This window comes from Acidovorax sp. KKS102, from assembly GCF_000302535.1.
Taxonomy (GTDB): Bacteria; Pseudomonadota; Gammaproteobacteria; order Burkholderiales; family Burkholderiaceae_C; genus Acidovorax.
In genome coordinates, this window is record NC_018708.1 from 1,180,976 (window position 1) to 1,198,272 (window position 17,297).

General features: G+C 67.3%; 11 protein-coding genes. 6 read left to right on the forward strand and 5 right to left on the reverse strand.

Going from position 1 to position 17,297, the window contains the following annotated elements; all coding sequences use genetic code 11:
* Positions 1 to 25: 25 nt before the first annotated feature.
* Complete coding sequence (locus C380_RS05360; protein WP_015012871.1) at positions 26 to 574, reverse strand: hypothetical protein; 549 nt, start codon at positions 572 to 574, stop codon at positions 26 to 28.
* Between the two features lie 158 nt (positions 575 to 732).
* On the opposite strand from C380_RS05360, the gene xdhC reads away from it, so the two are divergent.
* Positions 733 to 1,560, forward strand: a complete 828-nt coding sequence (xdhC, locus tag C380_RS05365; RefSeq protein WP_015012872.1) for a xanthine dehydrogenase accessory protein XdhC — start codon at positions 733 to 735, stop codon at positions 1,558 to 1,560.
* Between the two features lie 199 nt (positions 1,561 to 1,759).
* Positions 1,760 to 3,004, forward strand: coding sequence for a urate hydroxylase PuuD (locus C380_RS05370; RefSeq protein ID WP_015012873.1), 1,245 nt, complete (start codon positions 1,760 to 1,762; stop codon positions 3,002 to 3,004).
* A 678-nt stretch (positions 3,005 to 3,682) separates the two neighbouring features.
* On the opposite strand, the gene C380_RS05375 is transcribed toward C380_RS05370, so the two are convergent.
* Positions 3,683 to 5,560: a phosphodiesterase gene (locus tag C380_RS05375; protein WP_015012874.1), complete on the reverse strand. Its 1,878-nt coding sequence runs from the start codon at positions 5,558 to 5,560 to the stop codon at positions 3,683 to 3,685.
* 101 nt (positions 5,561 to 5,661) lie between these two features.
* Here C380_RS05375 and C380_RS05380 point away from each other — a divergent pair, with 101 nt between their 5' ends.
* Entirely contained in the window at positions 5,662 to 7,017 is a 1,356-nt protein-coding gene (locus C380_RS05380) for a glycerate kinase (RefSeq protein ID WP_015012875.1), read from the forward strand.
* A gap of 72 nt (positions 7,018 to 7,089) precedes the next feature.
* Here the strand turns inward: C380_RS05380 and C380_RS05385 are convergent, their stop codons facing one another.
* Positions 7,090 to 8,130: a porin gene (locus tag C380_RS05385; protein WP_015012876.1), complete on the reverse strand. Its 1,041-nt coding sequence runs from the start codon at positions 8,128 to 8,130 to the stop codon at positions 7,090 to 7,092.
* A 291-nt stretch (positions 8,131 to 8,421) separates the two neighbouring features.
* Between C380_RS05385 and C380_RS05390 the strand changes: the two genes are divergently transcribed.
* Both C380_RS05390 and C380_RS05395 read left to right on the forward strand, forming a co-directional pair.
* A complete protein-coding gene (locus tag C380_RS05390; protein WP_043566095.1) occupies positions 8,422 to 9,045 on the forward strand; it encodes a Crp/Fnr family transcriptional regulator in 624 nt (207 codons plus the stop codon).
* Positions 9,046 to 9,399: 354 nt separating this feature from the next.
* Positions 9,400 to 11,526, forward strand: a complete 2,127-nt coding sequence (locus tag C380_RS05395) for a diguanylate cyclase domain-containing protein (protein WP_015012878.1) — start codon at positions 9,400 to 9,402, stop codon at positions 11,524 to 11,526.
* A gap of 850 nt (positions 11,527 to 12,376) precedes the next feature.
* Here the strand turns inward: C380_RS05395 and xdhB are convergent.
* Both xdhB and xdhA read right to left on the reverse strand, forming a co-directional pair.
* Entirely contained in the window at positions 12,377 to 14,725 is a 2,349-nt protein-coding gene (xdhB, locus tag C380_RS05400; protein WP_015012879.1) for a xanthine dehydrogenase molybdopterin binding subunit, read from the reverse strand.
* The gene (gene xdhA, locus C380_RS05405; protein ID WP_043565162.1) at positions 14,722 to 16,233 is read right to left on the reverse strand and encodes a xanthine dehydrogenase small subunit; all 1,512 of its coding nucleotides are present in this window, start codon (positions 16,231 to 16,233) and stop codon (positions 14,722 to 14,724) included. Before xdhA ends, xdhB begins: the two co-directional genes overlap by 4 nt.
* A gap of 104 nt (positions 16,234 to 16,337) precedes the next feature.
* On the opposite strand from xdhA, the gene C380_RS05410 reads away from it, so the two are divergent.
* Positions 16,338 to 17,270 carry a LysR family transcriptional regulator gene (locus C380_RS05410; protein WP_083871581.1) on the forward strand — a complete coding sequence of 311 codons (933 nt, stop codon included), beginning with the start codon at positions 16,338 to 16,340 and terminating at the stop codon, positions 17,268 to 17,270.
* Positions 17,271 to 17,297: the final 27 nt, after the last annotated feature.

The following is a 17,297-nucleotide window of genomic DNA, read 5'->3' on the forward strand; positions in this document are numbered from 1 at the left end:
AAGCGGCCTGGCCGCTCAGGGGGCGCTACAGCTGCCCTTCGGTCAGCGTATCGAGCTGAAAGTGCCCACTCTTGTCCCACAGCCAGGTCTCGGTGTAGGTGACCTTGCCCAAGCGGGCGGGGACTGGGAAGGGGGCCGCAGCGCGCACTGTGCGCTCGATCTCGGTGACCACCTCGGGGGCATGGCGCGGGGCGCGCATCCAGTGCAGGCGGGTGATCTTGCCCGCGCGGTCGATGTCGAGCTGCAGCACGCCGATGGCATACAGCTGCGGCGGCAGTTTGCCTTTGAAGATGCGCTCGCGGTTCAGGCCATACAGGTGCGTGGCGGCATCCTGGCGGTAGGCCAGTGGCGTGGCAGCGGCCGAGGGGCGCGCTGACCCGGCGGTGGCGGGCACGGGGCCCTTGACGCCGCTGGCATCCGGCCCGGTGGACGGGACGCTGTCGGGCGCGGGGGCTGGCGTGGGCTCTGGCGGGGACTTGCAGGCCGAAACCAGCGCTGCGCCCACGGCCATGATGCCTGCCAGCATCCAGTGGCTGCGCTTTCCGGTGGAGCGAGGAGAGGGCGTGTCGGGCATGGTGTGAAAGGTTCCTGAGACTGCGGGCACGATAACCCAGCGGCGAAGGTGGTACGTTACAAAATGACGACGGTCGCAATGGGGGCTGTAAGAGCCGCCTCACCGGAGGGTGAGCCGCTGGCAAGGCCCGTTTTGCGTCCGTCACGAAAAGGATCGCGGTGACAAATTTGCAAATGCTGCTGGAGGGCCTGGGGGCCGCGCCAGCCTGTCTGGTGACCGTGGAGTCTACCCAAGGGTCCGTGCCCCGGGAGCCCGGCGCCTGGATGGCCGTGTTCGCCGACCAGCTGGTGGGTACCATCGGCGGCGGGCATCTGGAGCTGCAGGCGATTGCCGAAGCACGCCGCCGCCTGGCGGGTGGGCCGGTCACCGCGCCGGGGCCGATGCGGTTTGCGCTGGGCCCGGCGCTGGGCCAGTGCTGTGGCGGGGTGGTGCACCTCGGGTTTGAGTTGCTCGCAGCGCAAGACTCACCAGGCCTGGCCCAGCGATTGGCGCCCCGCCTGCATCCAGTGGCCTTGTTTGGCGGCGGGCATGTGGGCCACGCGCTGGCCCGCGTGCTGGCGCCACTGCCTTTTGCGCTGACCTGGATCGACAGCCGGGACGGCATTTTCCCTTCCGACCCGCCCGAAGGTGTGGTCTGCGAACACTCCGAGCCGGTGCAACTCGCCGTGCCCCGCCTGGCACCCGGCAGCCGCGTGCTGATCATGAGCTTCAGCCATGCCGAGGACCTGGACGTGGTGGCCGCCTGCCTGCGCCGCCAGCGCGAGCAGGGCGACCTGCCTTTCATCGGGCTGATCGGCAGTCAGACCAAGTGGGCCACCTTCAGCAACCGCCTGCATGGGCGCGGGTTCGCGCCCGAGGAGCTGGCGCAGGTGACCTGCCCCATCGGCATTCCCGGCATTGGCGGCAAGGAGCCCGAGGTGATTGCCGTGGCCGTGGCAGCGCAGTTGCTGCAGACGCTGCAGCCAGCGCCAAAGGCTGGGGAATGAGGGTAATTCCGGCCCCAGATGCCCCAGGTTGGGGCTGGAATCGGGAACAATTCCTGCATACACTTTGATGTACCGGTCGCAGCGGTGTCCCGGCCAGCAACCCACTGGCCAAGGTGCGCGACCTCAATGTCTGCTCAGAGCGCCCGCAGTGGTGAGCAGGTTTGCTGTTGCAGCGCGTGCGCGCTGCCAAGGTTGAGATATGGAAAGCTATTTTCTCGACTGGGCCAACCTGCTTTTGCGCTGGGTCCATGTCATTACGGCCATCGCCTGGATCGGCTCGTCGTTCTACTTCGTTTTTCTGGACAGCAGCCTCACGCCGCCCGAGGACGAAGACCTCAAGAAACAAGGCGTGAGCGGCGAGCTTTGGGCCGTGCACGGCGGCGGGTTCTACCACCCGGTCAAGTTTGCGGTGTCTCCGCCGCAATTGCCCAAACACCTGCACTGGTTCTTCTGGGAGAGCTACAGCACCTGGATCAGCGGGTTTGCGCTGTTCACGGTGTCCTACCTCTACAGCGCCAGTACCTACCTCATCGACAAGTCGCGCATGGACTGGGCACCCGCCACCGCCATCGTGGTAGCGCTGGGCTTCTTTGTGGTGTTCTGGCTGTTGTACGACGCCATCTGCCGCATCTTCGGCCAGCGCAAGAACGGCGACGCCATCGTGGGTGCCCTCGTGCTGGTGCTGGTGTGCGTGGCCTCCTGGCTGGCCTGCCACTGGTTTGCGGGCCGCGCAGCCTTCCTGCTGGTGGGGGCGATGATCGCCACGTCCATGAGCGCCAACGTGTTCTTCTGGATCATCCCCGGCCAGCGCACTGTCATCAGCCAGATCAAGGCCGGCCAGCCCGTGGACCCGATCCATGGCAAGCGCGGCAAGCAGCGCAGCGTGCACAACACCTATTTCACGCTGCCTGTGCTGTTTGCCATGCTGAGCAATCACTACAGCTTCACCTGGAGCCACCCGCAAAACTGGCTGGTGCTGATCCTGATGATGTTCGCCGGTGCGGCCATTCGCCAGTTCTTCGTGATGCGCCACGGCTACAAGCTGGGCCGCAACGGCAACCCGCTGCCCTACGCCCTGGTGGGTGTGGCCGTGATCGTCGGTGCCATCGTGTGGATGCGCCCCGCGCCGGTGGCCGCTCCTGCGGCGAACGCTCCTGTTTCAGGAGCTGCCAGTGCAGACAAAACCGGCGCTAGCGGCCAAAATGACTTCAAGGCCGTGCAAGCGGTGCTGGAGCAGCGCTGCTACATGTGCCACGGCGCTGCGGTGCAGATGAAGAACCTGCGGCTTGATTCGCCCGACAGCGTGAAGCAACACGCCCAAGCCATTTACCAGCAGGCCGTGGTACAAAAGCTCATGCCCATGAACAATGCGACGGGTATTACCGACGCTGAGCGGGCGCTGATTGGGAAGTGGTTTGAGGCGGGGGCGCCTACGGGGCCTTGAGGGCGTTGAGTGCGGCGGCAGCAATCGGCCAAGAGTTGCCGATGGTGGCCGGTGAAAGCGGACGCTCAACGTTTGAATTCATCCGCCAGCGCGGTTCTCTGCGCAGGTCCGGTGGAATGATGGGTTGGCCGGCACGAAGTCATTCGATCACCACGGAGAAAACGCTCGAATAAGACGCAGTAGGAAAGCACCGACCAGCGTGAGCGCGAGCGCCGTTAACCCCCACGAAATGAGGGCGCCATCGACTCCGGGGTGATCGATGCGGAACTGCCTAAGACGGGTAAACAGGTTGTCGGGAGAACCATCCGCTGGTTTGCGCAACACATATTTACCAGGGCGCCAGGCTTCCAGTAGCAAGGGGGCGGCAAGGGCCACGGGAATACATGCCCCCACAGCAGCTTTCAGTTCCCCTTTTACGAAAAGGAAAGCCGCCAAAACTCCGAAAGCGGCGACAAACCCGAATAACAGAACTCTTAGCCAGCTACTCACAAGCACCTCCAAGCGACGCCCAACGAAAATTAGACCGCAAAAACCTGGGTGGCACTTCCGAAAGACAGCTCAGGGCCCGAAGCGGACTTGTTTGCCACAAGCCCTGCAGCGTCAATGGCCGACTGTCGCTGTGCTAGAACAGCGGTTTTGCATCGGCGTCGCGTCCTTGGGACGCGGTCCAAACAGTCCCTACGCCGCCAACACATCCTGCAGCGCCCGCGTCGCAGCCAGCGCCCCCAGGCTCGACTCGGTAAACCCGCCATGCAGCACCACCCCCGTGGATGCCTGCTTCGCCTCATGCTTGGCCACTGCAGCCAGGTTGGCCACTTCTTCGGCATGCCGAAAGCGCCCGGGCGTGATGCGCACGGCGCCGATGGCCAGCGTGGTGCACGGGAAGAACCGCTGCACGCCATGCCGGTCCTCGGCCTGGATGCCGCCAGCCAGCCGGGCGCTGTCGTCAAACAGTGTGATGGCCTCGCGTGCGAACTCGTCCACGATGTTCTTGCAGCGCTGCAGCCAGTTGCTGCTCTGAAAGATCAGCATGAAGTCGTCCCCACCCACATGGCCCACGAAGTCGCTGCGCGCATCGCAGTGCGCCGTAGCCAGGCGCGCCACCAGGCGGATCATCTGGTCGCCGCGCCAGTAGCCGTAGTGGTCGTTGAAGGGCTTGAAGTTGTTCAGGTCCGCATAGCAGGCCACAAACTCGGTGCCGCTTTCCAGCAAGCGCTGGATGTGCAGGCTGATGGGGATGTTGCCGGGCAAAAAGGTCAGCGGGTTGGCGTGGCGCGCGGCCTCGATGCGGGTCTCGGTCACGGCGCGCACCAGCTGGTCGCCGGTGCCCAGGCCCAGGTAGCGGCCGTTGTCGGTGACGATGTAGCCGTCGCTCAGGTAGCGCTGGTCCTGCGACGTGAGGATGCCCACGAGCTGGTCCACATCGCAGTCCAGCTCCACCACGCGCGGCGCCAGGTTGGCAAACGCCAGGCAGGACTTGCGGCCATGCACCTCGCGAAAGTACGGCGTGGCGTAGTGGTTCATGAACTGCTGGCGGTTGATGAGGGCCACGGGGCGCGACCCGTCCACCACCGCTAGCGCATGCAGGTCCGTGTGCTGGCGGAACAGGGCGGCCACGGCGTCGTTGTTGGTGGCGGGCGCTGCGGTGGGCGCCTGCACCACCAGCAGGCTGCGCAGGATGCCCGGGCGCGCAGTCTGGCCCAGGTGCGGCAGCACGGCCACGCGGCGGTCGTGCATGACCTCTAGCGCTGCGTCGTCTACGGCCTCGCGCGGCGCCATGGCGGGGCGGCCCAGCAGCCAGCCCTGGCCCAGGGGGATGTCCAGGTCGCGCAGCGCGCGCAGGTCGTCGCGGGTTTCGATGCCTTCGGCAATGAGCTGGGTGCCGAACACGTCGGCAATGCCCTTGATGGCCTGCAGCATCTGCAGGTTTTCGGGGTGGTCGCTGATGTCGCGGATGAAGTATTTGTCGATCTTCACGAAGTCGGGTTTGACCTCGGACCACAGCCGCAGGCTGGAGCGGCCGTCGCCAAAGTCGTCCAGCGCCAGCCGCGCGCCGCAGGCGTGTACGGCCTTGATGGCTTGGCGCAGCTGGGGCATGTCGGTCACGCGTTCGTGTTCGGTGATTTCCAGCACCAGCATGCGGGCGCTCAGGCCCAGGCTGCGCACGGTGTTGCCCAGCTCGGTAGCTCCGATCAGCTGGACGCCATGCACCAGCGCATCGGCGCTGATGTTCACAAACAGCCGGCCCGGCGCGTCGTGTCGCCCCCATTGCTCCATGGCGGTGTAGACGCAGAGCAGCTCAAAGTCCTGCAGAATGCCCTCGTGCCGGGCCAGCTCCAGCAGTTTGTCGGGGGTGTGCAAGGGGGTGTTCTGCGGCCCCCGGATCAGCGCCTCATGCGCGTACACCTGGCCCTCGCGCAGGTCGGCCAGGGGCTGGAACACGCAGTACAGCCCGCCTTCGCGCATCAGCCTCGCCAGGGGGCCGGTGCCCTGGCGGGCGGCGGGCGATAGCAGCGCCATCATCGCCTCCAGTCGGCTCCATGGGGTGTTGTGCATGGCTGTTGTGGGTCCCTGAGCAAGGGTGCTGACGATACCGGTGGCGTGTGACAGGCTGGTTACAGCAACGTGACTGGTACTACCGCTGCACAATGCGCGGCATGCACCCAGAAACCCAGCCAGCCAGCCCCTCCCTGCCGGACTACCGTACCCACCCCCGCGCCCTTCTGAAAGCCTTGTTTGATGCCGCCGTGCACAGCGCGCAGCCTTTGAACGGAATGCGCCAGTGGCTGCCCCAGCCGCCCAGCCGCGAGAGCGGGGGCCGCACCCTGGTGCTGGGCGCGGGCAAGGCGGGCGGCGCCATGGCGCAGGCGCTGGAGGCCCTCTGGCCGCAGGACGCGCCCCTGTCGGGCTTGGTGGTCACCCGCTACGGGCATGTGCCTCCCCGGCCTGTGGGCGTGCCCCAGCGCATCGAGGTGGTGGAGGCCGCGCACCCCGTGCCCGATGCGGCGGGGCTGGCGGCGGCGCAGCGCATTTTGGACCTGACCCAGGGGCTCACGGAGCACGACCTGGTGCTGTGCCTGATATCGGGCGGGGGTTCATCCCTGCTGACCCTGCCCTGCGACGGGGTGACGCTGGAAGACAAGCAGCGCATCAACCGCGCCCTGCTCGACAGCGGCGCCCACATTGGCGAGATGAACTGCGTGCGCAAGCACCTCTCGCGCATCAAGGGCGGGCGCCTGGCGGCGGCCTGTGCGCCGGCGCGCGTGGTCACGCTCACGATTAGCGACGTGCCGGGCGACGACCCGTCGGTGATCGCCAGCGGCCCCACCGTGCCGGACGCGACCACCTGCGCCGATGCGCTGGCCATTCTGGCGCGCTATGGCATCGATGTGCCCCCGGCCATCCGCACCGCGCTGGAGGCAGGCCGCCTGGAGACGCCCAAACCCGGCGACGCGCGTTTTGCCGGCCATGCGGTGCACATGATTGCCACGCCCCAGCAGGCGCTGGAGGCTGCCGCCACGCTGGCCCGTTCGGCGGGGCTGCCTGCGCATGTGCTGTCCGACGAGATGGAGGGCGAGTCGCGCGAGGTGGGCAAGGTGCATGCGGCACTGGCCCGCGCGGTGGCGCGGCGTGGCCAGCCGTTTGCGGCGCCGTGTGTGATTCTGTCGGGGGGCGAGACCACCGTTACCGTGCGTCCGCGTGCGCCCGGTGTGCCCCGGGGGCGGGGCGGGCGTGCGGGCGAGTTTTGCCTGGGCCTGGCGCAGGCGCTGCAGGGCGAGCCCGCCGTGTGGGCGCTGGCGGCCGACACCGACGGCATCGACGGCAGCGAAGACAACGCGGGGGCCTTTGTGTGCCCCGACACGCTGGTGCGTGCAGGCGCAGCGGGCCTGCGCATCGACGACCACCTGGCGCGCAACGACGCCTGGGGATTTTTTGCGGGGCTGGACGACCTGCTGGTCACCGGCCCCACGCACACCAACGTGAACGATTTCCGGGTGCTACTTATTTTGTAGCTGCTCAGGCATATTGCACTAGCGCCTGGGGCTGCTGGGGCTTGAAAATAGCCCAGGCGCTGCGTGCAGCCGTCAGAACCGGTGGCGGATGCCCACGCCGAAGCTGTTGCCCTTGGTCTGGTTGGTGATGCGGTCGTTCATGGCCATCACGTACACGTCGGTGCGCTTGGACAGGAAGTAGTCATACCCCACGGTGAAGGTCTTGCGCGAGATGTCGGTGGCCGTCATCTTGGTCTGCGCCCACGATGCCAGCACCTTGCCGGTGGCGCCTGCGGGCACCGACACGCCCAGCTGTGTCGTCTTGGCCTTGTTGGTGGTGTTGTCAGCCTTGGCCTGGCCGTAGCTGGCAAAGGCCTTCACCACGGCAAAGTCGTACGCGCCGCCCAGCATCCAGTCGGTCTTGGTGGTGCCCAGGTAGGTGCTGGGCACGGCGGGGTTGCTCATCTGGTCACGCTCGTAAAAGCCGGTGAGGGTGATGGGGCCGTTGAAGTACAGCGCGTTGATGCCCACGTTCTTCTTGCTGCTGTCGCCCGCGACCTCGCCAAACTGGTAGTGCAGGTTGGCGGTCAGGCCGCCCAGGTTGGGCGTGCTGTAGATGATTTCGTTGGACCAGCCGGTGTCGGACGGCGTGGTGGAACCCCAGCCCGTGCCGTTGAACAGGGGCACGTTCATGTGCAGGATCAGCGGTGCAAAGGTGAACGAGTCGCCCAGCGGGTTCGACAGGATGGACGGCAGGAAGTTGGGCGCCAGGCCGCGCCCCACGGTCACGGTGCCCCAGCTGTCGCTCAGGCCCACGTTGGCATCGCGCGAGAAGAAGGTGTCGTTGGCAAAGCGGCCCTGGATGCCGCTGTCCACCTTGATGAACGAGGTGAGTGCAAAGTTGGCCCGGAGCCCGCCGCCCAGGTCTTCGGTGCCCTTGACGCCGAACCACGACGTGGTCATGCCGCCGCTGTTGACCACCTTGCTGCTGCCGGCGTCACCGGCGTTTTTCATGGAGCCCACAAACACATCGGTCAGGCCCATCAGCTGGACGGAGCTTTGGGCCTGGGCCCCGGTGGCACACAGCAGGGCGCCACCAAGCGATAGAGACAGTGCAATCAGGTTTTTCTTCATGGAGTGATTCCTGGGGAAAAAAGCGCCGGAGGGCCGGCGGGGCAAAGGAGACGCGGCCCCTGTTGCATCGTGGTGCAGGGCGGGGCCCGCCGGTAGGGCTTCGCAAGTTCCATGCCCTGGTGCAACACCTGTTTACATCCCTGTCGGGCGCTCTCAGCGCGCATCCATGCACGTTGCTGGCGCAGTTTTCGTGTGTTTTGGCGCAAACCTGGGGCGCGCGGGGCGGGCGACATGGTGCGGTTTTGATGTGGCTCAATGCCGCAGGCGCAGCCGCACGGCACAGTGGCTTCCATGCTGCCACCTAACCTTTTTTCTCTGCCCGCTGACACCGAGGTCATCGCTCCCGGCGAAGTGCTGCGCAGGCGCAATGAGGTGCTGACGACGGTGTTGCACCTCGAAAGCGGCCGTGTGCTGCGCGGTGTGCTGGACGACGGTTTCCTGCGCCACCAGCTCGGTGCGGTCGAGGGGCCGTTCTGGCTCGACGCTGCATCGGCCTTGCTCGGCCTGCCCTTACCGGTGGACATGGTGGCCGACACCCGCGTGCATTTGCGGCGCGTGCCCATCGAGGCGTTCCAGCGCAGTCTGGCCGCCATGCCGGCGGGCGCTCGCGGCCTGCTGCTGGACATGGCCCAGGGCTACCGGCAACAGTCTGAACTGGCGGTGAGCCGCCTCGCGCAGGATGCCGAATCGCGCTGCGCACAGTGGCTGCTGAACCACGCCCAGCCCGACCACAGCGGCGCCATGCAGGTCACCCTGCACCAGCGCAAACGCCTGATCGCCGCCCAGCTGGGCATTGCGCCCGAAACCTTCTCGCGTGTGCTGCGCCACCTGCGCGAGCTGGGCCTGATCCACGGCACCGGCAATGTGCTGGCACTGCCCCAGCCCCGGGCCTTGCAGTCGATGGCGGGCTGCTGACCCCGCATTCTTGAGGCTCAGCAGCGGCCAACCGGCTGCTTGCTCCTGAGCGCTGTCACGGGCTGGTGCTCCGTTGCATTTGCTGACAAACCGACACCTCTGAGGCGATCGGCCCGGAGGCGGCTCTTCTGCGCGGCGATGTGCGCGTGCACCGCGCTGCACGGCCCTTGCCGCACCCCTTTTTCATACCCTCCGCACCCCGGCGGGCTCAGGGTTTTTCCTTGGCTTTACCCAAGGGTTCCACCCAAGCCCCGGGGCACAGGCCCTGCGTATATTTGTTGGGACATGTCTGCTGCGACCCGTCCCCATGCCGACCTTTGAGCGTGCCCATCAGCCCGCAGGGGGGAAGCGTCCATGACGCCGCCGCCCGGCCCCCAGGCTGCCCCGGACCCTGCGCCGGGCTGGCTGGTGCCCGGCGCCCTGGTGCTGCGGCTGATGCTGGTGGCCGCGCTGGCGGTGGCGCTGTCGGGGGCGGTGGCCGCCTGGCTGGTCACACGGGCCTCCGGACAAGAGGCCATGCGCCGGGTGGTGAGCCAGCAGACCGACGAGGTCGAGGTGGTGGCCCGTTTGCTGGCCAGCAAGATCGAACAAAGCCAGAAGGTGCTGCGCACGGTGGCTGCTGGCATCACGCCGGCCGTGCTGGAGTCGCCCTCGTCGCTGGAATGGCTGCTGCAGCAGGGGCTGCCTGCGGTGCAGTTTTTCGACACCATGCAGGTCGCCCGCGACAACGGCGAACTGCGCCTCAATTTACGCGCCGGCCAGATCGAAAAGGCGGCGGACCTGGACCCTGCCGAGCGCGACGCCTTGCGCCGCACCCTGGTCGATGGCAAACCTCTGGTGTCCGAGCTGATCGCCGGGCGCCGGGGCGAGGCGCGCGTCATGTTCACCATGCCGCTGCACCGTGACGACGGCACCGTGATGGGGGTGGTGGCGGGGGCGTTGCGCCTGCAATCCCAAAGCCTGCTGCCACCGTCGATGACGCTGCCCGCCCGCGATGACTCGCAGCTCATCGTCTTCACCCGCGACGGCACCATCCTGTCGCACTCCGACCCCACCCGCGTGCTGGGCCAGGTGCGTGATGAAGTGGGCCTGGCCCCGGTGTACACGCGCTGGCAAAGCCAGGCCCAGCCGGTGGTGGGGCGGGGCATGACCCATGTGCAGTCCGACCACATCGTGAGCATGGCGGGCATGCCGCTGCCGCAGTGGATCGTGGCGCGCGTGAGCCAGTCGCAGGCGCTGCTGGCACCGCTGCGCGGCGCCCAGCGCGAAGCCTGGTGGCTGGCGGTGGCCAGCATGGTGCTGTGCATGCTGCTGGCGGTGGCGCTGATGGGCTGGATGGCCCAGCCGCTGGCGCAGCTGACCTTCAAGGCGCGCCAGTTGCTCAGGACCAGCGCGCGCCAGCAGCCTGCGCAAGATGTGCATTGGCCCCGTGCGGGCGGCGAGGTGGGCGAACTGGTGCGGGTGTTCCAGGGCCTGGTGCAGCAGGGCAGCCTGCAGCAGTCGCGCAAGGACACGGTGGTCGGCCAGTTCCAGGCCGTGCTGGACAGCGCCCCGGTGGGCATCGTCATCACCCGCCACGGCATGCTGGAGGTGGTGAGCCACCAGGCCTGCGTGATGCTGGGCTACAGCGCGCAGGAGCTGCAGGGCCGCCCCGCGCGCATCCTGTACGCGAGCGACGCCGACTATGCCCAGGTGGGCGATCGTGTGCGCGCCGAGGTGGCGGCGCATGGCGCGTTCGACGGCGATGTCTGCTTTTTGCGCAAGGACGGCACCCCCGTGTGGGCCCGCGTGCAGGGCCAGGGCGTGCGCCCCGAGGAGGTGCACGGTGGCACCGTGTGGATTCTGGAAGACATCACCGCCGCGCGCGAGGCCCAGGTGCAGCAGTCCTGGGGCCGCGCGCACGATGCGCTGACGCAGCTGTACAACCGCGCCGCGTTTGACGAGCGCCTGGGTCAGCTGATGGCGGAGCGCTCTGCCCGTCAGCGCCCTGTGGCACCCGCCGCCGATGAGGAGGGCGGTGAGACCCAGGGCGATGGCGTGGTGCTGTTCCTCGACCTGGACCATTTCACCGTGGTCAACGACATTGCGGGCCATGACGCGGGCGACGATGTGCTGCGCCACGTGGCCCGGCTGCTGGCGTCCCATGTGCGTCAGATCGGCTGGGCGGCGCGCCTGGGGGGGGACGAGTTTGCGGTGGTGTTGCCTGGTTGCGCTCTGGCACGCGGCCAGGCCGTGGCCGAGCAGTTGCGTGCAGCGGTGCGTGCGTGGGAGCCGTCGTACCAGGGGCGCAGTTTTACGCTGGGGGTGAGCATCGGGCTGGTGGTGCTCGATGCCAGCTTGCAGGATGTGCCGTCGGTGCTGTACGCGGCGGACATGGCTTGTTATGACGCGAAGCGGGCGGGGCGCAATCGGGTGGAGACGCGGCATGCGAGGGATGCGTCGGTGACTTCTTCGGGGCGGATGGCTTTGGGGCCTGTTTGAGGGCTTTTGGGCTGGATGCGCCAGTGGGATATGCGCTGGCAGCTATTGATTTTGTAGCGTTTTCTTGTGGTTGCTGATTGGGCCGCATGCCTTTGTTGAGGGCGGAGGCCGGGAGTCGCCCGGCGTGCGAGTGACTTTCTTTTGCTTCGCCAAAAGAAAGTCACCAAAGAAAAGGCGACCCCCAGTCTGCGACCCCTGCGCTTCGCTACGGGGCAAACCTGCGTCGTGTCGGTTGCGGGGTGCGCCGTGGAACTCGCTTTGCGCTGCGCGCGCCGCTCAGACAGCCACGGCGAGTCAGAGCACGAAGCACGCGCGCTCCGACGCGCGTGCCACCCCGCAACCGCCCCGCCGCAGGCGCAGCCAGCAGGGGTGGGACAGCCGAACATCCAAACAACCGAACAGCCGGACATCCATTCGGGCCATTGCTGCGCTCGGCCGCGCCTGCGCGGCGCGTGGCGCTTGCGCCCGCGATGTGGGGCCGAGCGCAGCGATGGCCCGTGTGGATGTTCTGCCCCCCGTGCCCCTCTGGATGCGCCGAGGAGCGCAGGGTTTGGCGGATCAGGGCTCGCGTGTGTCTGAGCGACGCGCAGCGGCGCGAGTTGAGCGAGACCCCGCCAAACCCGAGCACCGCAGGTTGCCCCGTAGCGTCAGCGCAGGGGACGCAGACAGTGGGGTCGCCCTTTCTTTGGTTCCTTTCTTTCGGCGACGCGAAAGAAAGGGACTCGCCTGCCGGGCGACTCCCGGCCTCCGCCCTTAACAAAGGCATGCGACTCAGTCAGCGCACACAACCAAACACTACAACATCAATAGCTACCAGCCCATATCACACTAGCACCAGAAGCCAAAAACATCACTCTCCCACCCGCCCCAACGCCCTGAGCACATTCTCCGCAGTCGCCGGCGCTGTCAGCACCACTGGCGCCGCCGCATCCACCCCGCTACGCCCCGCCGCCACCGCATTGCGCAGCGCCTCATACACACTGATCGCCAGCATGAACGGCGGCTCTCCCACCGCCTTGCTACCACCCACGTTGTCCTCCCGATTCGCCTCGGGCCACAGGTGGACGTTGAAGTGCTCCGGAATATCGCCCGTGGCCGGGATCTTGTACGTGCTCGGCGCGTGGGTGGCGAGGTACCCCTTGTCGTTCCACACCAGCTGCTCGGTCGTCAGCCAGCCCATGCCCTGCACGAAGCCGCCCTCGATCTGGCCCACATCGATGGCCGGGTTGATGCTGTGGCCCACGTCGTGCAGGATGTCCACCTTCAGCACGCGGCTCTCGCCGGTCAGGGTGTCGATGGCCACCTCGGTGCAGGCGGCGCCGTAGGCAAAGTAGTAGAACGGCCGGCCCGTGAGGGTCGTCTTGTCGTAGTGGATCTTGGGCGTGCGGTAAAAGCCGTCGCTCCACAGCTGGATGCGGTTGGCGTACGCGGCCTGCACCACCTCTTCAAAACTGCGCACCGTCTTGGGCGATATCACCTGGCCGCCCGCAAACCGGATCGCGCCTGCGCCGCAGCCGTCTAAGCCGCACACAAACGAGGCCAGGTTGTCGCGCACGTTGCGCGCGGCGTACTGGGCGGCGCGGCCGTTCAGGTCGGTGCCGCTGCTGGCGGCGGTGGCGCTGGCGTTGGGCACCTTGCTGGTGTCGCTGGCGGTCACCAGCACGCGGTGCAGCGGCACGCCCAGCTCGTCGGCCACGATCTGCGCCACCTTGGTGTGCAGGCCCTGGCCCATTTCGGTGCCGCCGTGGTTCACCTGCACGCTGCCGTCGGTGTACACGTGCACCAGCGCGCCCGCCTGGTTGAACAGCGTGGCGGTGAAGCTGATGCCGAACTTGACGGGCGTGATGGCCAGGCCGCGCTTGATGACCGCATTGCGCGCGTTCCAGTCCGCAATCTCGGCCTGGCGCTGGCGGTAGAGCGAGGTCTGCTCCAGCGTGGGCAGCAGCTCGTGCAGGATGTTGTCTTCCACCGCCATCTGGTAGTGCGTCACGTGGCGGCCGCTGCTCGCGTCCTTGCCATACAGGTTGGCCAGGCGCACGTCCTGCGCATCGCGGCCCAGCGCGCGGGCAATGTCGCCCAGGATGGCCTCGATCACGATCACGCCCTGCGGGCCGCCAAAGCCGCGGAAGGCGGTGTGGCTCTGGGTGTTGGTCTTGCAGCGGTAAGACGCGATCTCAACATCGCTCAGGTAATACGCGTTGTCGGCATGGAACACGGCGCGGTCGGCCACAGGGCCCGACAGGTCGGCGCTGAAGCCGCAGTTGGCGGCCATCTGCAGCTTCAGGCCCGTGATGCGGCCGGTGTTGTCAAAGCCTACGTCGTACTCGTACGCAAACGGGTGGCGCTTGCCGGTGACCATGAAGTCTTCGTCACGGTCCAGCCGCAGCTTGATGGGGCGGCCCAGCTTGTGGGCAGCCACGGCGGCCCACACGGCCAGGTGGCCGGCCTGCGTCTCCTTGCCGCCAAAGCCACCGCCCATGCGGCGGCATTCCACCTTGACCGCGTGGTTGTCGATGCCCAGCGCGTGCGCCACCCAGTGCTGCACCTCGCCGGGGTGCTGGGTGCTGGAGTAGATCCACCACTGCTTTTGCTCCAGCGGCATGGCATAGGCGATCTGGCCTTCCAGGTAGAAATGTTCCTGGCCGCCGACTTCAAACGCTCCCTGCATGCGGTGCGCCGATTGCGCGAGGCCCGCTGCCGCATCGCCCCGGCGCACAAACACCGGCGGCAGCACATAGCTTTGCGCTTTGAGCGCGTCCTGCACCGTCAGCACGGCGGGCAGGGGGGTGATGTCGAGCTTCACGGCGCGCACCGCGCGGCGCGCCTGCATGACCGAGTCGGCCACCACGAGGCCGATCACCTGGCCGACAAACTGCACGCTGTCCAGCGCAAACACAGGCTCGTCATGCCCGAACGCGGCCAGGATCTTGTCGCCGGGCACATCCCCCGCCAGCACCACGCCACGCACGCCAGGCAGGGCCAGTGCGGCGGTAGCGTCCACCCCGTTCAGGGTGCCGTGCGCCACGGTCGATAGGATGGGCGCGGCATACAGCGTGCCCTTCACCTCGGGCAGGTCGTCGATGTAGTGCGCGGCGCCCGCCACCTGGGCGCGGGCGCTTTCGTGGATGTGCGACTGGCCCATGGCGGCGCGGGTGGGCGCGGGCAGGGCGGTTTCGGCGATGGTGTGGGGGGCGTTCATACGGCGGCCTCCAGCGTCAAAGTGTCCAGGCTGACCGAGGGCTGGCCCTGGGTCTCCAGCCAGTAGCGCTGCAGCAGGCTGCCCAGCACCTGGCGACGGTAGGCGCCGCTGGCACGCATGTCCGAGATGGGGCTGAACTCGGCCTGCAGCACCGCAGCGGCGCGCTGCGCGGTGGCCTCGGTCCAGGGCTGGCCGGTCAGCGCGGCTTCGGTCTGCCGCGCACGGGCCGGTGTGGCGGCCACGCCACCTGCGCCAATGCTGGCGCGCTGCACGGTGCCGTCCGCGATGTCGAGGTTGAGCACCAGGCAGACGGCGGAGATGTCGTCGTCAAAGCGCTTCGAAATCTTATAGGCCCGAAGCTGTTCGTGCGCCGAGGGGCGGGGCACCACGATGCGCACCAGCAGCTCGTCCGGCGCCATCACGTTCTGCCGGTAGCCGGTGTACAGGTCTTCCAGCGGCAGCTGGCGCTCGCCCCGGGCCTGGCTGGCCAGCACCACCTGGGCGCGCAGCGCGATCAAGAGGGGCATGGAATCGCCAATGGGCGAGCCGTTGGCCACGTTGCCGCCCAGCGTGCCCGAGTTGCGCACCGGCAGCCCCGCAAACCGCGTGGCAAAGCGGTGCAGCTGCGGCCACTGCGCAGTGAGGGCCGCAAACGCGTCGGTCAGCGTGACCGCCGCGCCGATGTGGATGGCGTCAGGGTGTTGCACCACCTGCCGCAGCTCGGCCGCGCGGGTCACGTCCAGCACCTGGGCGTACTGCTTGTGCTGCTTGGTCACCCACAGCCCCACGTCGGTACAGCCCGCCACCACCTGGGCGCCAGGGTGGGCGGCGCGGGCTGCAAGCAGCTCTGGGAGGGTGGAGGGCGCGATATAGGCCGAATCGGCTGCATGCGCTAGTGCATCATGCCTCAGCAGCTTCAATTTTTGTAGCACTTCGGATTCATTGACCGCCATGCCGGGCAGCGACGCCATCTGCTGGGCGGCATCGAGGATGGGGCGGTAGCCGGTGCAGCGGCACAGGTTGCCCGAGAGTTCTTCTTGCGCCAGTTCGCGGGTGATGGGTTGGCCGTGGCAGACGTGGTTCTGGTACATGCCGAACAGGCTCATCACAAAGCCTGGGGTGCAGAAGCCGCACTGCGAGCCGTGGCACTGGACCATAGCCTCCTGTGCGGGATGGAGCGTGATGGTTTGCTGTGCAGCGGGCGCTGTGTCGCCCACGGGCTGGATCAGCGGATCTTCCGCCAGGTCTTCCACCGTCCACAGTGCCATGCCATCCACCGAATGGGCCAGGCGGATGCAGCTGTTCACGGCGCTGTAGTGCAGCTGGCCATCGCGTTCTTCGCCCAGCACCACGGTGCAGGCGCCGCAGTCGCCTTCGCCGCAGCCCTCCTTGGTGCCGGTGCAGCCCAGGTCTTCGCGCAGCACCTCCAGCAGGGTGCGGTCGGGTGGTACATTGCCCAGCGCCACGGGCTGGCCTCGGCGCAGGAATTGCAAGGGTCTTGTTGTCATGACAAACGCCACTTCGATCTTGGATGGAAAGGTTCAGCAGAGGGTAGAACGCAGTACCGTTACCGGCATATGCGCAAGCTTATGGCACCCATGCCCACACCGCTATGAGAGACCACGCCCTTTTCGACAAGATAGACCTCCATCTCATAAGGGTCTTGCACACCGTGCTCACAGAACGCAGCGTATCGAGGGCCGCCGTCCGCCTGGGCATGCACCAGCCGGCGGTGTCGGCTGCGCTCAAAAGGCTGCGCGACCTGTCGGGCGACCCGCTGCTGGTGCGCTCCGGTGCCAGCATGATGCCCACCGACGCCGCGCTGCGCATGGTGGAGCCCGCCGGGGCCATTCTGCGTGCGGCCGAGGCACTGTTTTCGGATGCGCGCGGGTTTGACCCGCGCACGGCCACCCGCACCTTCCGCGTGGCGGCTAGCGACTACCTCGACCCGCTGTTCCTGCCCCAGCTCGTGGCCCGCATCAAGGTCGAGGCCCCTTTGTGCCCCATCGAGATCCTGCCCCTGTCGGCCGACACGCACTACCACGCGCACCTGGCCCAGGGCGATGTGGACGTGGTGATCGGCAACTGGCCCCAGCCGCCCGACGATCTGCACATGGGCCGCCTGTTTGGCGACGAGGTGGTGTGCCTGGTCGGCAAGGACCACCCCGCCGTGCGGCGCGGCTGGGATGTGGAGAGCTGGCTGGCCGCCGAGCACATCGCGCCCACGCCCACCCACCCTGGCGCGCGGGGCGTGATCGACGCCCACCTGGACAGCCTGGGCATGCAGCGCCACATCACGGCGCGCTGCGCGCATTTCAGCCTCATCCCCAGCATCGTGGCATCGAGCTTGCTTGTGCTGACCACGGGCCGCCAGTACTGCGAGCGGTATGTGGAGCAGCTGCCGCTGGCCATCCTGCCGTGCCCGGTGCCGTTTCCCCGGCTCATGTACTACCAGCTGTGGCATGCCCGCACGCACCACTCGGCCGCCGCGGCCTGGCTGCGAGATTGCGTGAAAACCGTGGCTGCTTCGCTACGAAAAGAATAGCTGCTTGGGCATGCTGAACAAGCGCCA